Annotated in this window: 15 protein-coding genes; 8 read left to right on the forward strand and 7 right to left on the reverse strand. The window is 68.4% G+C overall.

What is annotated here, in order from left to right; translation table 11 throughout:
* Positions 1-77 precede the first annotated feature (77 nt).
* Positions 78-554, forward strand: a complete 477-nt coding sequence (gene nrdR / locus IRT45_RS15530; RefSeq protein ID WP_194806570.1) for a transcriptional regulator NrdR — start codon at positions 78-80, stop codon at positions 552-554.
* Here the strand turns inward: nrdR and hrpA are convergent, their stop codons facing one another.
* Positions 555-4,664, reverse strand: a complete 4,110-nt coding sequence (gene hrpA, locus IRT45_RS15535) for an ATP-dependent RNA helicase HrpA (protein WP_194806571.1) — start codon at positions 4,662-4,664, stop codon at positions 555-557.
* 138 nt (positions 4,665-4,802) lie between these two features.
* Here hrpA and IRT45_RS15540 point away from each other — a divergent pair, with 138 nt between their 5' ends.
* From IRT45_RS15540 to IRT45_RS15555, 4 genes are all read left to right on the forward strand, one after another.
* The gene (locus IRT45_RS15540; RefSeq protein ID WP_194806572.1) at positions 4,803-4,991 is read left to right on the forward strand and encodes a hypothetical protein; all 189 of its coding nucleotides are present in this window, start codon (positions 4,803-4,805) and stop codon (positions 4,989-4,991) included.
* A gap of 116 nt (positions 4,992-5,107) precedes the next feature.
* Positions 5,108-5,740: a Pr6Pr family membrane protein gene (locus IRT45_RS15545; RefSeq protein WP_194806573.1), complete on the forward strand. Its 633-nt coding sequence runs from the start codon at positions 5,108-5,110 to the stop codon at positions 5,738-5,740.
* Positions 5,741-5,867: 127 nt separating this feature from the next.
* Complete coding sequence (locus IRT45_RS15550) at positions 5,868-7,091, forward strand: aspartate aminotransferase family protein (protein WP_194806574.1); 1,224 nt, start codon at positions 5,868-5,870, stop codon at positions 7,089-7,091.
* Positions 7,092-7,217: 126 nt separating this feature from the next.
* Positions 7,218-7,868, forward strand: a complete 651-nt coding sequence (locus tag IRT45_RS15555; RefSeq protein ID WP_194806575.1) for a DUF5134 domain-containing protein — start codon at positions 7,218-7,220, stop codon at positions 7,866-7,868.
* Between the two features lie 11 nt (positions 7,869-7,879).
* On the opposite strand, the gene IRT45_RS15560 is transcribed toward IRT45_RS15555, so the two are convergent.
* The 3 genes from IRT45_RS15560 to IRT45_RS15570 form a co-directional block, all read right to left on the reverse strand.
* Positions 7,880-8,575, reverse strand: coding sequence for a PhzF family phenazine biosynthesis protein (locus IRT45_RS15560; RefSeq protein ID WP_194806576.1), 696 nt, complete (start codon positions 8,573-8,575; stop codon positions 7,880-7,882).
* A gap of 85 nt (positions 8,576-8,660) precedes the next feature.
* Positions 8,661-9,200: a carboxymuconolactone decarboxylase family protein gene (locus tag IRT45_RS15565; RefSeq protein WP_036503144.1), complete on the reverse strand. Its 540-nt coding sequence runs from the start codon at positions 9,198-9,200 to the stop codon at positions 8,661-8,663.
* 24 nt (positions 9,201-9,224) lie between these two features.
* Entirely contained in the window at positions 9,225-9,812 is a 588-nt protein-coding gene (locus IRT45_RS15570; RefSeq protein ID WP_030517257.1) for a peroxiredoxin, read from the reverse strand.
* Between the two features lie 134 nt (positions 9,813-9,946).
* Here IRT45_RS15570 and IRT45_RS15575 point away from each other — a divergent pair, with 134 nt between their 5' ends.
* The 3 genes from IRT45_RS15575 to IRT45_RS15585 all read left to right on the forward strand — a co-directional run bounded on the left by IRT45_RS15575 (position 9,947) and on the right by IRT45_RS15585 (position 12,410).
* Complete coding sequence (locus tag IRT45_RS15575) at positions 9,947-10,855, forward strand: hydrogen peroxide-inducible genes activator (protein ID WP_194806577.1); 909 nt, start codon at positions 9,947-9,949, stop codon at positions 10,853-10,855.
* 60 nt (positions 10,856-10,915) lie between these two features.
* Positions 10,916-11,710 carry an MBL fold metallo-hydrolase gene (locus tag IRT45_RS15580; RefSeq protein WP_194806578.1) on the forward strand — a complete coding sequence of 265 codons (795 nt, stop codon included), beginning with the start codon at positions 10,916-10,918 and terminating at the stop codon, positions 11,708-11,710.
* A gap of 247 nt (positions 11,711-11,957) precedes the next feature.
* Positions 11,958-12,410: a gamma-glutamylcyclotransferase family protein gene (locus tag IRT45_RS15585; RefSeq protein ID WP_194806579.1), complete on the forward strand. Its 453-nt coding sequence runs from the start codon at positions 11,958-11,960 to the stop codon at positions 12,408-12,410.
* A 167-nt stretch (positions 12,411-12,577) separates the two neighbouring features.
* Here the strand turns inward: IRT45_RS15585 and speD are convergent, their stop codons facing one another.
* The 3 genes from speD to IRT45_RS15600 form a co-directional block, all read right to left on the reverse strand.
* Entirely contained in the window at positions 12,578-13,795 is a 1,218-nt protein-coding gene (gene speD / locus IRT45_RS15590; protein WP_194806580.1) for an adenosylmethionine decarboxylase, read from the reverse strand.
* Between the two features lie 8 nt (positions 13,796-13,803).
* A complete protein-coding gene (locus IRT45_RS15595; protein ID WP_375540104.1) occupies positions 13,804-14,865 on the reverse strand; it encodes a type III PLP-dependent enzyme in 1,062 nt (353 codons plus the stop codon).
* 287 nt (positions 14,866-15,152) lie between these two features.
* Positions 15,153-17,660: an RNA helicase gene (locus IRT45_RS15600; protein WP_194806582.1), complete on the reverse strand. Its 2,508-nt coding sequence runs from the start codon at positions 17,658-17,660 to the stop codon at positions 15,153-15,155.
* Between the last annotated feature and the right edge of the window lie 78 nt (positions 17,661-17,738).

The raw sequence follows: 17,738 nt of genomic DNA on the forward strand, positions 1-17,738 counted from the left end.
TGCGGCTGTATCGGCGGAACAGGTCGAGAACAGGCAGCTCGTCGCGAACCGACGCAGGCATCGACGAAGGATCCCGGATGCATTGCCCGTACTGTCGGCACCCGGATTCGCGGGTGGTCGACTCGCGTGAGGCCGAGGAAGGCAGCGCGATCAGGCGCCGTCGCGCATGTCCGCAGTGCGGGCGCCGCTTCACCACGGTCGAGACCGCGATCCTCTCGGTGGTCAAACGCAGCGGTGTCACCGAACCGTTCAGCCGCGAGAAGGTGATTCGTGGCGTCCGCCGGGCCTGCCAGGGGCGTGAGGTCGACGACGACGCCCTGAACCTGCTCGCCCAGCAGGTCGAGGATGCGGTGCGCGCGAAGGGTTCTCCGGAGGTGCCGAGCCACGAGGTCGGTCTGGCCATCCTCGGGCCGCTGCGCGATCTGGACGAGGTCGCCTATCTGCGCTTCGCGTCGGTCTACCGGTCCTTCAGCTCCGCCGACGATTTCGAACGCGAAATCGACGCTCTGCGCCGCCACCGCGCCGAACGGTCGGTGGCCGCCGGCGCCGACTGATCAGCGGGGCCGGGCCCCGGCCGGCGCGGCGCCGATTCCGTCGATGGCCTTGATGATGCGCTTGGCGGACACCGGATATGGCGTGCCCAGCTGTTGTGCGAACAGGCTCACCCGCAGTTCCTCGATCATCCACCAGATCTCGGTGACGTCGGCGGCCGTGCGACGTGGGCCGGGAAGACGATCGAGCAGTCGCGCGTACGCGGCGTGCACCCGGTCCAGTTCGGCCGCGCCTTGACGGTCGCGATCGGCCGAGGCGGGCAGCGCGAGCAGCCGTGCCTCGGCGGCGTGCAGATATCGCGGAATCTCGCGTAGCCGGGCGGTGCCGAATTCGCTGACGAAACTGGCGAAGACCAGTTCGTCGAGCTGCCCGGCGACATCGTCGGCGATATCGCGATCGGTCGTGTCGGACAAGGCGGTGCGCACCCGGTGTGCGGCCGCCAGCACCGGGACGACCAGTGCGAGGACGCGCGCGACCGCACCGGCGAACTGCGGTCGCACCTGGTCGACGAGCCGGGTGAACTCCTCCGGACTGCGCACCGGACCACCGTGTGCGGCGATCAGTTCGTCGGCCGCACAGGCGCGGCAGTCGTCGAGCAGCGCGTCCGTCGATCCGTACGGGTTCTGGCTCAGCGCGAGGCGATCGGAGGCCGACAGTCCCGAGGTGACCGAGCGCTGCGCGGCCGGCATCTCGCGCAGCAGCAGCGCCCTGGTGCCGGTGCGCATCGCGGCCCGCTGTGCCGCCGGCGACGACAACACCCGCACGGCCACCCCGTCACCCTCGCTGACCAGGGCGGGATAGCCGGTGATGGTCTGGCCGCCGACCTCACGCCGAATGGTCTGTGGCACGGTACCCAGCGTCTGCGCCGTCCACACCGTCGCCGGCGCTCGTTCGGCCGCGCTCGTCGCCTTCGCCACCGATTGCGAAACCTGCTGGGACAGCTGGGTTTTCAAGGCGGCGAGGCTCTTGCCTCGGGCGAGGACCGCGCCGTCGGGACCGGTGACGGCGAACGTCATCCGCAGATGATCGGGCAGGGCGCCGGGGTCGAGGTCGGCCGCCGCGATCGAGGTCGACGCCAGTGCCGACAGCTCGCGGGCCAGGCCGGTGCGCAGCGGTTCGGCGCGCGGGGTCAGCCGCGCCAGCGCGGCCCTCGCGAAGTCCGGCGCGGGCACGACGCTGCGGCGCAGCTGTTTCGGCAGGGTCTTGATCAGCGCGGCGGCGAGTTCCTCACGCAATCCGGGAAGCAGCCAGTCGAAGCCCACGGCCCGCACATGGGCGAGCTGGGCGACCGGGATGTGCACGGTCACGCCGTCGTCGGCCTGTCCCGGCTCGAACTGGTAGGTGAGGGGGAAACTCAGTTCGCCCTGCCGCCAGCTGTCCGGGTAGGCGGCCGGATCCAGCTGGGCCGCTTGGACATTGACCACGGTGGCGGTCGAGAAGTCCAGCAGATGCGGATCCTCACGCTCGGCCTTGCGCCACCAGCTGTCGAAATGCCGCACCGACACCACGTCGGCGGGAATGCGCTGGTCGTAGAAATCGAACAGCACCTGGTCGTCGACGAGAATGTCGCGCCGGCGCGCCCGATGTTCCAGATCGGCCACGTCGTCGAGCAGTTCGCGGTTGCGGTGAAAGAACCCGTGCCGGGTCTGCCATTCGCCCTGGACCAGTGCGTGCCGGATGAACAGTTCCCGCGACAGTTGCGCATCGATGCGGCCGAAGTCGACGCGGCGCTGGGTGACCAGCGGAATGCCGTAGAGGGTGACCCGCTCGTAGGCCATCGCCGCGCCGCGCCGGGAGGACCAGTGCGGTTCCGAGTAATTGCGTTTGACCAGGTCGCCGGCGAGCCGTTCGGCCCATTCGGGCTCGATCCGCGCCGCCATGCGGCCCCACAGTCGCGAGGTTTCCACCAGTTCGGCCGCCATCACCCAGCGCGGCGGCTTCTTCGCCAGAGCCGAACCGGGGAAGATCATGAACTTCGCGCCGCGGGCGCCGAGGAATTCCCGCGATTCCGCCTCGCGCACACCGATGTGCGACAGCATGCCCGCCAGCAGCGCGCGATGGATCCCGTCGCCGTCCCACGGCAGCGCTTCCGGATTCTGTTGCGGCGCGATCGATTCCGCGGCGGACCAGCCGAGGCTCTTGGTGATGGTGCGCAACTGCCCCTGCAGATCCTGCCATTCCCGGATGCGCAGATAGTGCAGGAACTCGTCGCGGCACAGTCGCCGGAACTGATTGGAGGACAACGATTTCCGTTGACCTCGCAGGTAGTCCCACAATCGCAGATAGGCGAGGAAATCCGAGCCCTCGACGGTGAACCGGGCGTGTTTGGTGTCGGCGGCCTGCTGGAATTCGGCCGGCCGCTCCCGCACGTCCTGGATCGACAGCGCCGCGACGATGACCAGCACTTCGGACAGGCAGCCGTTGGCCTCGGCGGCGACGAGCATGCGCGCCATCCGCGGATCGACCGGGAGCTGGGCCATCTGCCGTCCCACCGCGGTGAGTGCCAGCTCGTCTCCGCCCTCCGGCGCGCGCACATGGCCCCCGGCGGCAGCATCGCCGCCGCGTCCGCGGCGCCGGCGGGCACCGCGTGTGGGCGCGGGCGTCTCGCCGGGGCGCCCGAGCGCGCCGAGTTCCAGCAGCAACGCGATGCCGTCGCGGATCGCCCGCCGGTCCGGTGCCTCCACGAACGGAAAGCTCTCGATGTCGCCGAGTCCCAGCGCGGTCATCTGCAGGATGACCGCGGCCAGGTTGGTGCGCAGGATCTCCGGCTCGGTGAAGGCGGGGCGGGCCTCGAAGTCCTCCTCGGAGTAGAGCCGGACGCAGATACCGTCGGCCACACGTCCGCAGCGTCCGGACCGTTGCCGTGCGGAGGCCTGTGAGATCGGCTCGATCGGCAGGCGCTGCACCTTGGTGCGCATCGAATAGCGGGAGATGCGCGCGGTGCCCGGGTCCACCACGTAGCGGATGCCCGGCACGGTGAGCGAGGTCTCGGCGACGTTGGTGGCCAGCACCACACGGCGACCGGTGTGCGGCTGGAAGACCCGGTGCTGTTCGGCCGCGGACAGTCGCGCGTACAGCGGAACGATCTCGGTCCGTGGCAGTTTCAGGTCGCGCAGGGTGTCGGCGGTGTCGCGGATCTCGCGTTCACCGGACAGGAAGACCAGCACGTCCCCGTCGCCCTCGGCGAGCAGTTCGCGCACCGCGTCGCCGATGGCATCGGTCTGGTCGCGAGCGTCCTCGGCGCTGCCGCGTCCGCTCGGCCGGCCGCGCCGCGGCGCCGGTTGCTCCTCGAACTCGTCCTCGTCGTCGGTGTCGGTCATTTCGGGAGCCAGCGGGCGATACCGGATTTCGACCGGATAGGACCGGCCCGACACCTCGACGATCGGCGCCGGCTCGCCGGAGACCGGATCGGCGAAATGGCGGGCGAACAGCTCCGGGTCGATGGTCGCCGAGGTGATGATCACCTTGAGGTCCGGACGCTTCGGCAGCAGCGACCTCAGGTAGCCGAGCAGGAAGTCGATGTTGAGGCTGCGCTCGTGCGCCTCGTCGATGATGATCGTGTCGTAGCGGCGCAGCAGCCGGTCGCGCTGGATTTCGGCCAGCAGGATGCCGTCGGTCATCAATTTGATCAGGGTGCGATCGGAGGCCTGATCGGTGAAGCGCACGGTGTAGCCGACGACGTCGCCGAGTTCGGTATCGAGTTCGGCGGCAATGCGTTCGGCCACCGTCCGGGCCGCCAATCGCCGAGGCTGGGTGTGGCCGATGGTGCCGCGGATCCCGCGCCCGAGTTCCAGGCAGATCTTCGGGATCTGCGTGGTCTTACCCGAGCCCGTCTCCCCGGCGATCACCACGACCTGATGGGCGGCGATCGCGGCGGCGATGTCGTCGCGATGGGCGGAGACGGGCAGTTGTTCGGGATAGCGAATGGCCGGGACGGCGCCGCGGCGGGTCTCGATACGGGCCTGCGCGGCGGTTATCTCGCGCTCCAGCCGCTCGATCTCACCGTCGTCGCCGTGCGCCTTGTCCAGCCGTCGGCGCAGCCGGTGTTCGTCGCGGAGGGAGAGGTCGGCCAGGCGAGCGCGCAGCTCGCGGGTGGTGGCAGTCGAGGTCATTGCATCGACCAGCGTAGCGAAACCGGCCGTCCGGCCCGTTCCCGCGCTGGTCGGGACGCCGAATCGTGAAGATAACCGAATCGTTGCTATTGGATGATCTTGGTTCCCTGCCGGGGCCGGATATGCCACCATCGGGCCATGACTGCTGGTTCCGGAACGCCGATGTGGGTCCGTGGACTGCGCGTGGTGTCGGTGCTGCTGGGCATTGCCGCACTGGTTCGCGAGGGCGTGCACGCGGTCGCGACGACCGCGTCGAACACGCTGCGCCGGCCGGTGGCGGCGGAGCCCGCGACGAGGCAGCGCACCTCGCCGATCGGATCGGCCTAGGCACGGAGAACTTCTCGTGCCACCGGATGACGCCGGTGGCAGGGGTCGTCGTCTGCCCGCCGCTGGTGCCGGTCGTGAAACGCCTCGCGGGCCGACCGGTATGCGAGGATCGTACGATGATGGCCCGTGCGGGGACGCCGATCTGGATCCGGATCCTGCGGATCGCCGTCGGCGTGCTGGGAATTGTTGCGCTGCTGTGGATTCTGCTCCGCTCCCACGGATCGCCGGACTTCTCCCTCGGTAACTACCTCAGCTACTTCACCATCGAATCCACTATCGCCGGCGTGCTGGTTCTGCTGGGCGGGGGCCTGCTGGATCCGGCCGCGCGGCGCTGGCAGGTGGTGCGCGGCGCGGCCACGCTGTATCTGCTGATCACCGCGGTGATCTACGCGGTGCTGCTGGCGAACATCGATGTGATGCTCACCGACAAATGGATCAACGACACACTGCATCGGGTGCTGCCGATCGTGGTGGTCGCCGACTGGATTCTGGTGTCGGCACGGCTGCGGGTCTCGGCCGCGCTCATCGGCGGGTGGCTGGTCTATCCGATCGTCTACTGCGGCTACAGCCTGATCCGCGGCGAAATCGTGGACTGGTATCCGTACCCGTTCCTGGATCCGCGAGTGCACGGCTATCCGTCGCTGCTGATCGGTGTGGTGATGCTGGCCGCGGTGATCACGCTGCTGGCGATCGCGGTGGCGTGGCTCGGGTCGCTGCACCACCGTCGCGACGCTCCCGTCCCGGTCTGATCGCGCGGTTGCCGGTGGATTGCGCGCGCCGGACGACCAGGCCTGTCCGGGCGCGGCGCGGGTAGTCTGGCGGCGCAGGCGATCGGGTAGGGCCATCGCCACCGGACGACGGGAAGAGGAGCCGAGCATGGGTTCGCTCTGGCACGGATTCGCGGATATGGGCGCGGTGGAGCGCGACGGCGCCTTCGTGGTCGCCCGCGGTGAGGGCGCCTACATCTGGGACGAGGCCGGGCGGCGCTACCTCGATGCGACGGCGGGGCTGTGGTTCACCAACGTCGGTCACGGCCGCCGCGAGATCGCCGACGCGGTCGCGGCGCAATTGTCGACGCTGGCACACTATTCGAACTTCGGCGACCTGACCGCGCCGGTGACGCAACGGCTGGCCGAACGGTTGTCGGAGTTGGCGCCGGTACCGGGCAGCAAGATCATGTTCACCTCCGGTGGGTCGGATTCGGTCGACACCGCCGCGAAACTCGCCCGCCGGTTCTGGCGGGAACAGGGCCGTCCGGACAAGACGCTGCTGGTCGGCCGCCGGCTGGCCTATCACGGAATGCACGTGGCCGGAACGGCGCTGGCCGGCATCGAGGTCAATCACGAAGGCTACGGCGAGCTGATGGCCGACACCCGCACGGTGGAATTCGACCAGGCGCAGGCGCTGCGGACGCTGATCGAGGAGGTGGGCGCCGACCGCATCGCGGCGTTCTTCTGCGAGCCGATCATCGGGGCGGGCGGGGTGTATCTGCCGCCGGAGGGATATCTCACCGAGGTTCGCCGCCTCTGCCGCGACAACGACATCCTGTTCGTCGCCGACGAGGTCGTCACCGGCTTCGGTCGGATCGGCGGATCCTGGTTCGCCTCCACCCGATTCGGGCTCGAACCGGATCTGATGACCACCGCGAAGGGCCTGACCTCCGGCTATCTGCCGATGGGCGCGGTCTTCGTGGCGCCGCGGGTGGCCGAACCCTTCTTCGGTGGCGGCGTGTGGTTCCGGCATGGCTACACCTACGGCGGCCACGCCGGATCGGCCGCCGCCGCGATGGCCAATCTCGACATCATCGAACGCGAGCATCTGCTCGACGCCAGCAAGAACATCGAATCGCTACTGCACGAACACCTCGCGCCGCTGGCCGGACATCCCCGCGTGGCGCAGGTACGCAGTGGGCTGGGCGCGGTGGCCGGGATCCAGCTCGCCGATCCGTCCGAGGGGCCGGCCATGGTGAAAGCCTTACGCGCCGAAGGTGTTTCCACCCGGTCGGCGGGGCAGGGCGCGCTGCAGATCTCGCCGGCGTTCGTCATCACCGACGAGCAGATCGCCGAGCTCGCGGCGGCGATCGGCCGCGCGCTGGGCTGAGTACGCGCTCTGCCCGTCAGCTGCCTCTTCGGTGCCCCGGGCCGCTCGATGAGCGGTGCCCGGCGCCTCGCCGTGCGAGCATGGTGTGCGAAGGCGGACACGCCGCGCGTCGGAAGGTGGTGGGGTGTGGGCTCTTTCGTGACAGAGCACGAGGTGTTGCGCTGGGGCGTGATCGTGGCGTTCGTCGCCGCGGCGGGCATCGTCCTCGTGCGGCACGTGGCGGTGCCGGTGGCGCCGGGAGGATCGGGTGGACCGCGGCCGGGGACGTGGCCGATCGGCGTCGACGAGCACGAATCCGATGCGGCTCATCTCCTGATGTGCCTGGTCATGCTCGCGATGCTGCTGTTCCCCGCGGCTGCCGCCCCCGATGCGATCCGCGGGGTGCTCATCGCCATGATCGTCGTGTACGCGGGGCTGTCGATCGTGCGCATCGCACACTGGCGGACGACATCCGGGGACGGTAGCGCCGAATTCCGCCTTCCGGCGGTGGTCTACCACCTGGTCGCGGCCGCGGCGATGCTGTGGGTGATGGCCGGGCATCACCACGGTATGGGGCATGCGGAGATGCGCGGCACGGGTGGCCTGCCGGTCGTGCCCGTGGCACTCGTGGCCGCCCTGTTCGCGCTCGACGGTCTCCTGCTGATGTTCCCACGGACGAGAACCGCCCTGCGGCACAGTATTTCGCATCCGGCCGGGGCGCCGGGCGCGATCGGCGCCATTCCGCACGTGGTGATGGACCTCGGGACCGCGTACATGTTGATCGCCGCCGTCGCCTGAGCCCCGTCTCCTCAGAGGAGCACAGGGTGGTCGGCCACGACGCGCCCGCCCAGGCGCACCCAGCCGTCGGAATCCCATTCGGTGAACAGTTGCGAGCCCGCCCCTTGGGTGATGATCAGGCTGCGGCGCAGCTTCGCGGTGAGTGCGATCGCGGCCGCGCCTGTCGCCTCGTCCTCGGCGATTCCCAAGGCGGGAGCGAACATTCGCGCGTGGACGGCACCACGTGCCTCGTTCGTCCAGGCCCACACGTAGTGCTGGCCGTCGGTGAAGTGGCGGGGGTCGACCGTGTCGAGGAAGGCGGCATCGGAGAATTCGTCGAACGTGAATTCGGGCGCCCACTCGGCGCGGGCGCGAATCCAGACCAGTCCGTCGTCGAGCATCTGGATTTCGACGGGACCGGCGGGGACATCGATGATCTTGACCGGATGCCCCTGATCGGCCAGCCACCATGCCGCGCCGACCGTCGGATGTCCTGCGAACGGCAGCTCCCGCGCGGGGGTGTAGATGCGCATCCGGGTGCGGCCGGATACCGGATCGTCGAGGACCACCGTCTCGCTGTGACCGATCCGGGCCGCCAGTAATTGGTGATCGACCTCGGTCACCGCGGCCGCGCGCACGATGCCCAGTGGGTTACCGAGCCGGCCGGTGACGTCGGTGAAGACCCGAACCACCTCGACCTGCGTGCCGTCGCTTTCCCATTGGCTCATGCTGTCCCAGCGTACCCGTGGCAACACCCACGATGCCCCGTCCCGATGGACGGGACGGGGCATCGTGGGAGACGCGTTTCGACTATCAGACCGCGGCGGCGGCCAGTGTCTCGCTGGCCTGCACGGCCTGGCCGACGCCGGCGACGATCGCGGCGACACGCAGCGCCTCGAAGATCACCTCGCGTGACACACCGGCCTCACGCAGGGTGTGCTCGTGGGCCTCCAGGCAGTGCTGGCAGCCGTTGATCGACGACACCGCGAACGACCACAGCTCGAAATCGGCCTTGTCGACGCCCGGATTGCCGATGATCTGCATGCGCAATCCGGCCCGCAGATCGTCGTAGCGACCCTCGAGGAACGCCCGGCCCCGGTAGAACACGTTGTTCATACCCATGATCGAGGCCGCGCCCAGTGCTGCGTTGTAGGCCTCCGCGGACAGGGTGTCGGCGGCCTCCTCGCCGATCTCGCGCAGGGTGGTGGCCGACCGGGTGGCGGCCGCCGCGGCGAGCAGGGTTCCCCACAGCTGCTGTTCGTTCAGCACGGTCGAGCGCGCGATGGACGACAGATTGAGCTTGAGGTCCTTGGCGTATTCGGGAAGCGAATTCTTCAGGTTTTCAACAGACACGGGCAGGCACTTCCTTTTCGGTGATCAGACGCTCGCGGACAGCAGTTCACCGGCGTCGATGGTCGGGTCGCCCTTCTTCCAGTTGCAGGCGCACAGCTCGTCGGACTGCAGCGCGTCGAGCACGCGCAGCACCTCGTCGACGTTGCGGCCGACCGAACCGGCGGTCACGGAGACGAACTGGACCTCGTTGTTCGGGTCGACGATGAAGGTCGCGCGGTCGGCGACACCGTCGGCGTTCAGCACGCCGGTCGCGGTGACGAGCTCACGCTTGAGGTCGCTCAGCATCGGGAAGGGGAGGGTCTTGAGATCCTCGTGCTGGGCACGCCACTGGAAGTGCACGAACTCGTTGTCGACCGACACACCCAGGACCTGGGCGTCGCGGTCGGCGAACTCCTCGTTCAGCTTGCCGAAGGCGGCGATCTCGGTCGGGCACACGAAGGTGAAGTCCTTCGGCCAGAAGAAGACGATGCGCCACTTGCCGGCGTAGTCGTCGCTCGAGACCTGGGTGAAGTAGTCGTCGGGCTGCTGCGCGTTCACCTTCGACAGGTCACCGCCGATGACCGCCGTCAGGTTGTAGGCGGGGAACTGGTCGCCGATGGTCAGCAGAGCCATGTTGTCTCCTTCGTCGTAGTGGGACACGGATGACGGATCGCCCTTGTGCGGGACACCGTCGAAGCATTTCGCTGTCGATCATGCCGAAAACCCAGTAAAAGGTAAAGGTGATCAGTTGCACTATACTGATAGGCGTGACTGATCAGACTTATCAGCCCACCCTGTCACAGCTGCGTGCGTTCGTGGCGATTGCGGAATATCGCCACTTCGGGACCGCCGCGGCTCACCTGAATGTGAGCCAACCCACGTTATCGCAGGCGCTGGCATCACTGGAAAACGGACTGGGCCTGCAGTTGATCGAGCGCAGCACCCGCCGGGTGCTGGTGACCGCCGCGGGGAAAAGGCTGTTGCCGCAGGCGATGGCGACCCTCGAGGCCGCCGACCGTTTCGTCGCCACCGCGGCCGGCGACGGCCTCGGCGGCACCCTGCGCATGGGCATCATTCCCACCGTCGCGCCCTATGTGCTGCCGACGTTGCTGCCGGAGCTGCGCAGGCGGCTGCCCGCCCTGGTACCGCACGTCATCGAGGATCAGACCGCGCGGCTGCTCGACGGATTGCGCAGCGGCGTCCTCGACGTCGCGATGATGGCGTTGCCGTCCGAGGCCACCGGCATGGTCGAAATCCCGCTGTACACAGAGGAATTCGTGCTGGTCACACCGCTCGGGCACGCATTGGCCGGGCGGAGCGACATCGCACCCGCGGCCCTGGACGAGTTGCCGCTGCTGTTGCTCGACGAGGGGCACTGCCTGCGGGATCAGACCCTGGATCTGTGCCGGTCGCAGGACGTGCGTCCGGGACCGGTCGGCGATACCCGCGCGGCCTCGCTGACGACGGTGGTGCAGTGTGTGGGCGGAGGGCTCGGGGTGACGCTGATTCCCGAGATGGCCGTGGCGGCCGAAACCTCCCGTGGCACATTGGATATCGCCCGTTTCGCGGCGCCGGCGCCGGGGCGCACCGTCGGCCTGGTGTTCCGGGGTTCGACCGCGCGCGTGGAGGACTACGAACAGCTGGCGGAAATCATTCGGGCACAACGCCCGATATGAGAAATTCCATCGTCTCCCATCCCGATTGACCGGCCGGTGGGCGTCTGGAACGCTCGTCGCGTGCGGATTCATCACCTCAACTGCGGCACCATGGCCATGGGCATGGTGGACCACTGCCTGCTCATCGAGACCAGGACCGGGTTGGTGCTGGTGGATACCGGATTCGGGCTCGACTGCGTACGCGATCCCGGCCGCTTCGTCGGCCCCGGCCGCTTCCTGCTGGGTATCCGGCCCGCCGAGCATCACACCGCGATCCGGCAGATCCAGGCGCTGGGCTACGACCCCGCCGATGTACGCCACATCATCCTCACCCACCTCGATCTCGACCACGCCGCGGGACTGGCGGATTTCCCCGAGGCCACGATTCACGTGCACGGCCCCGAATTTCGGGCGGCGACCGCCGGCCGGACGCTGTCGGAGCGGCTGCGCTATCGCGCGGCCCAGTGGTCGCACGGTCCGCGCTGGATGGTCAACGAACTCGACGGCACCGACGAGTGGTTCGGTTTCCGCGCGGTACGCGACCTGCCGGGACTGCCGCCGGAAATCCTGGTCGTCCCCCTTCCCGGCCATACGCGCGGCCACGTCGGGGTCGCCGTCGACACGGGATCGGGCTGGCTGCTGCACGCCGGTGACGCGTTCTACGTCGCGAGCGAGATCGACCCGGCAGGGCCCAAGACGCCGCTGTTCTGGTGGTCGTTCGAGCTGGGCTCGATCGTGCGCGGCGCGTATCTGGAGAACCGCCGGCGACTGGTGGAACTGGGCCGCGCGCACGGCAATGCGATCACCATCGTCAACTCCCACGACGCGGACCTGTTCGCCCGGGTCAGCGGGAATTCGGTGCGGCCTGTCGGATAGCCCCCCGAGCGCCGCCCGCATACCCGGTGGGAGCGAGGTTTTTCCGGTATGGCGACTTCTCGGCAACCCGTGACCAGCGAGGACCCGAGCTGTGATGTAGGTCACGTTTACCCGGTGTGAGGTGCCGCCCGCGCATTCGGCACAGTGGAGGGATGCGAAACGGGTGTGCGAGTAGGAATGGATGGTTCGACGTAACGACGGATAGGCGCGCGGAGGGCGGCGCCGGAGATGGCGGGCGGGTGATCCGATGACCGCGGCGAAGAAGCCCGCGCCGCAACGACGCGCGCGCCCCGACGATCCGGGCCCGGACCTGTTCGCCTACGGCACCCTGCAATTCGGTCCGGTACTCGAGGTGCTGCTGGGCCGCACTCCCGACATGGATGTCGCGGTCGCGCGGGGCTGGCGGGTCGCGGCCCTGCCGCAGCGGCTCTATCCGGGGCTGGTGGCCGAGCCCGAGCGGATGGCGGGCGGGCTGGTGCTGCGTGGGCTGACCGCGGCCGACTGGCGGATCATCGAAGCCTTCGAGGATCCGGAATACGATCTGCGCCCGATCGAGCTCATCGGATGCGAGGAGCCCGTGCGGACCTTCGTCTGGTCGTCGGCGGTCACGGGCAACGACTGGCTGCCCGAGGTGTTCGTCTCCCACCACCTCGACCGTTACGTCGAACGCGCCGCCCAGTGGCGGCAGGAGCGCGCCTGAGCGTCGCCGGCCGTCCACGGGTCGTGAGACGCCGGGTGCGGGCTGTGCGGCCGGTTCGGTGGCGCCGGTGACCGAGACGCGAACCGCCCGGGACGGTTGTCCCGGGCGGTCCTTCTCGTATTCGATTGCCGCGCAAGGCGATCCCCGCGCTGCGCATGTCGGCCGTATCAGGCCCGAGCGGCGATCTCCCGCAGTGCGTACGGTTCGACGGCGCCGCGTACCAGCGCCCGTTCGTCGACCGTCTCCGCGCGGTAGGGCAGCTTCGGCAGTTTCTCGCACATGACCGCGACCGGGTCCTCGATCCGCTCGGCGACACCGAACAGGAACGTCCACTCGTGCTCGTCGCTGCCGTAGGGCACCACGGTGTCGAACAGATCGGTGAACCGCTGCCACGACCGCTTCAGCGTCTCGTTGCGCCACATCGTCGGGCAACCGGCCTGAGCGGCCAGCACACCGCCCTCGGCCAGCAACGCCTTACATCGGGTGAGGAACTCCTCCTCGTAGAGGCGGTTGTGCTGGGCGTCCTCGACCCGCTCGTCGGGCAGGTCGATGACGATCACGTCGTAGCGCACACCGGCGGCTTCGGCCTCGGCCAGGAAATCCCAGCCGTCGGCGTAGTGCATCCGGATCGCGCCCTCACCGCCGACCGCGGCCTCCAGATCGGCCGGAGTGTATCCGTAGGGCAGATGCCGGGCGCACAGCTCGACCTCCATCCGGTCGATATCGACGTGGTCGACCCGGGTCGCGCCCGCGGCCACCGACATCTGGCTGGCCACGCCTTCACCGGAACCGATGATGAGCACGTTGTCGAGCTTGGCCGCCAGCGCGTAGGCGGGGACCAGCATCGCCTCGTGGTAGGTCAGCTGAGAGAACTCGGTGGACTGCCGGTCGTCGTCGGAGAACAGCGATACACCTTGCGCGGTGCGCGCGATCACCATGTGCTGGAACGGAGTTCGCGCATCGACGATCACCTCCGACAGATCCCAGACTCGCGTCAGGCCCTCGCCGACCGGCTCGTGCACCCGGCGTGCGTGATGCCCGCGCTGCACGACCTCCATGTGCACCGATTCCGGCTGCAACGCATCCTGCAGCAACTCGACCGCCTTGGTGGCGCCGGCGCCGATGCTGCCGCAGGTGAACACGTCGACGAAGATGTCGCCCGATTCCGGATAGGTGTGGATCGACGCGTGCGATTCCGACAGCAGCGCCAGCACCGTCACGCCGTGGGGCTCGAACTTCTTGTGCACCACCTCGCAGATCGTCACTCCCGCGGCGAGCAACGATTGTCGAAGCGCTGTTTCGAGTCGTTCGAGATCGTCGCAGAGGGCTACGTCGACACCACCGAACTCGGCCAGCACGTGCCAGCCGGTGAATTCTGCCGTCATGGGCAAACTCACTCTCGCTCAGCGCCGATGACATGCACAGTCAAAGGCGGAAAACCGTTGAAGGACACCGACGAATAGCTCGCCGTATAAGCGCCGGTATCGAGGATCCGAACGGGATCACCGGCTCGCAGCGTGGTCGGCAGAAGGACTCGCGTGCGTTGATACAGTACATCGTCTCCGTCGCAGGTCGGGCCCGCGATCACCGCCTCGTCGGCGGGGTCACCGTCTCGGTCGGTGTCGATCCGGTAGGCGATGTACTCGTTCTCGGTCTCGGCCATGCCGTTGTAGCGGCCGATGTCGAGATACACCCAGCGCCGCCCGTCCGGCGCGATGCGCACGTTCACGACCTCGGCGTGGATCACGCCGGCGTTGCCCACCAGGGCGCGGCCGGGTTCCACCACCAGGTCGGTGTGCTCGGGAAGGTGCCGCGTCGCCGACTCGGTGATCACGACACTCAGTTCGGACAGCTCCGGCGCCGGGTCGGCGTACGAAATCGGCAGGCCCCCACCGATATTCACCGACGCCACCGGGATGTCCTTGACCGCCAGCGCCTCGGTGATGGCCGCGGCCTGCTCGATGCCGATCCGCCACGCCACCGGATCCAGCTGCTGGGAGCCCACGTGAAAGTAGGGGCCGGCGACCTGCAGGCCCAGGTCGCGGGCGCGCACCAGCAGTCGCACCGCCTCACCGGGCGCGCAGCCGAATTTGGTGCCGAACGGGGTCTGCGACTGCGGCGCCGAGGCCAGGAACCGGCACTCCACCTCCGAGCCCGGTGCGAGTTCGGCGATCCGCTCCAGGTCGTCCTCGGTGTCGAAGGCGAACCGGCGGACACCCGCGGCGTAGGCGGCGGCGATGTGGGCGGCCTTCTTGATCGGATTGCCGTAGCACAGCGCTGCCGGGTCGACGCCCAGCGCCACACACATCTCGATCTCGCCGATACTGGCGACGTCGAATTCGGCGCCCTCGGAATCGAGCAGCCGGATGATCTCCGGCATCGGAGATGCTTTGACAGCGAAGCGAATTCGTGCCGACGGGAAGGCCGCACGGAAAGCGTGGAAGTTGCCGCGCACCCGATCGAGGTCGATGACGAGACAGGGCGACTCGGGCGCGTTTGTACCGGTCAATCTAAGGGAACTCTCTTTCTTCTGGGCAGCCTCCCGCTGCAGGCAGCGAGCGAGAGAGTATCAGCGCGAGGGCACGGGAAACGAACCGGAACGAGGGTCAGCTTGATCACGCTCGGGTGAGCGCGGCCCGCACCGGGGACGGTGGCCGGATCAGATCAGCGCGTCGGCACCGGGTTTTCGGCGGCGTACGAGCGTCGTGGCGGGATCGCGGCGGAGGTCGAGGACGTTCGCGCTCATCCGGCACGCACCGTCATCTCGTCGAAGACCACCTCGCCGGCGGCATCGGATTCGGCCAGATCCACGACGGCCTCGAGCGCCCAGCCGTGATCACCGGCCGGATCGTCGAGCACCTGGCGCACGCGCCAGAAACCCGGTCGGGTCTCGACGGCGAACAACGCCGGGCCGCGCGCGTCCGGGCCGGTGCCGATCGCACCGTATTCGTCGAAGTACGGGGCCAGATCGTCCGCCCAGTCCGGACCGTCGTCGAATTCGGCGAGTTCGTCCCAGCGCTGCCGCGCGGCCAGCTCGACCCGGCGAAACATACTGTTACGCACCATGACCCGGAACGCGCGTTCGTTCGCGGTGATTGGCCGCACGGTGTCGGCGCCGAAGGCGAGTTGGTCGTCGTCGGTTTCGGCGCCCGGATTCGTGAGTTGTTCCCATTCATCGAGCAGGCTCGAATCCACTTGGCGGACAAGCTCACCCAGCCATTCGGTGATGTCCTCGAGTTCCTCGGTGCGCGCCGACTCGGGGACGGTCCGGCGCAGCGCGCGGTAGGCGTCGGCGAGATAGCGCAGCACCAGGCCCTCCGAGCGCGCCAGCTCGTATTGGGAGACCAGTTCGGCGAAAGTCAGTGAGCGCTCGATCATTTCGCGCACCACGGCTTTGGGGGAGGGGCTGAATTCGGAGACCCACGGATGGCCGGCGCGATAGGTTTCGAAGGCCGGTTCGATCAGCTCGGCCAGCGGCTTCGGCCAGGTGATCTCCTCGATCAGCTCCATGCGCTCGTCGTATTCGATGCCGTCGGCCTTCATCTCGGCGATCGCCGCGCCCCGCGCCCGGTGCTGCTGGGCGAGCAGCAACTGGCGCGGATCCTCCAGTGTGGATTCGATGATCGACACCACATCCAGTGTGTAGCTGGGAGCTGACTTGTCAAGCAGCTCCAGCGCGGCCAGCGCGAACGGCGACAGCGGCTGGTCGAGCGCGAAGTCGCGCTGCAGGTCGACGGTGAGCCGCGCCCGGCGGCCGGTGGCATCCGGTTCGTCGAGTTGCTGGACCACTCCCGCATCGCGCAGCGCACGGTAGAGCCGGATCGCCTTCAGGATGTGTTTGCGCTGCGCAGGCCGCGGTTCGTGATTGTCCTCGAGCAGATGGCGCATCGCGTCGAAGCAGTTGCCGGGCCGGGCGATGACATTGAGCAGCATCGAATTGGTGACCCGGAACCGCGACACCATCGGTTCCGGCTGCGCGGCGACGAGCCGGTCGAAGGTGTCCTCGGACCAGGACACGAAACCCTCCGGCGGTTTACGCCGCTGGATTTTGCGCAACTTCTTCGGATCGTCGCCGGCCTTGGCGACCAGCCGGGCGTTCTCCACCTCGTGCTCGGGCGCCTGGACCACCACCGTGCCGACGGTGTCGTATCCGGCGCGCCCGGCCCGGCCCGCGATCTGATGGAATTCGCGCGCCTTCAACCGCCGCGTGCGCACCCCGTCGAATTTCGTCAATCCGGTGAGCAGCACCGTGCGGATCGGCACGTTGATGCCCACGCCGAGGGTGTCGGTGCCGCAGACCACCTTCAGCAGCCCGTCCTGGGCCAGCCGCTCCACCAGACGCCGATACTTCGGCAACATCCCGGCGTGATGGACGCCGATGCCGTGGCGGATCAACCGCGACAGTGTCTTGCCGAATCCGGTCGCGAACCGGAAACCGCCCAGCGCCTGGGCGATCGCGTCCTTCTCCGCCTTGGACGCGAAATTCACACTCGTCAGCGCCTGGGCGCGCTCCAATGCGGCGGCCTGGGTGAAATGCACGACGTAGACCGGGGCCTGGCTGGTGGTCACCAGGTCTTCCAAGGTCTCCGTGATGGGGGTGCGGACATACGAGAACAGCAGCGGCACCGGGCGCTCGGATCCGGTGACGATCGCGGTGGATCGTCCGGTGCGCCGTTCCAGATCCCGCGCGAAATGGTCCACCTCACCCAAAGTGGCCGACATCAGCAGGAATTGGGCGCGCGGAAGTTCCAGCAGCGGCACCTGCCAGGCCCAGCCGCGATCGGGATCGGCGTAGAAATGGAATTCGTCCATCACGACCTGGCCGATATCGGCGTCCGCGCCCTCCCGCAGCGCGAGATTCGCGAGGATCTCGGCGGTGGCGCAGATGATGGGGGCCGTCGGATTCACCGCGGCATCGCCGGTGACCATGCCGACCTTGTCGGCGCCGAACACCTCGCACAACGCGAAGAACTTCTCGCTGACCAGCGCCTTGATCGGCGCGGTGTAGTAGCTGCGCTCACCCCGGTTCAGCGCGGCGAAGTGCGCGCCGACGGCGACCATCGATTTTCCCGAGCCGGTGGGTGTGGCGAGGATGACGTTCGCGCCGGTCATCAGCTCGATCAGCGCCTCTTCCTGCGCCGGATACAGCGTCAGCCCCTGGGCGGAGGCCCATTCGGCGAAGGTTTCGTACAGCCAGTCGGCATCCACGTCGGGCACGGCACGGTCGGGAACCAGTTCGGACAGCTGCACGTGCGTCCACGTTACCGACGAACCGTCGCGAGTACCGCATCGCCCGGCGCCACGGCGGTGAACCGTGCGCGCCGGGCG

Source organism: Nocardia sp. BSTN01 (genome assembly GCF_015354405.1).
GTDB lineage: Bacteria > Actinomycetota > Actinomycetes > Mycobacteriales > Mycobacteriaceae > Nocardia.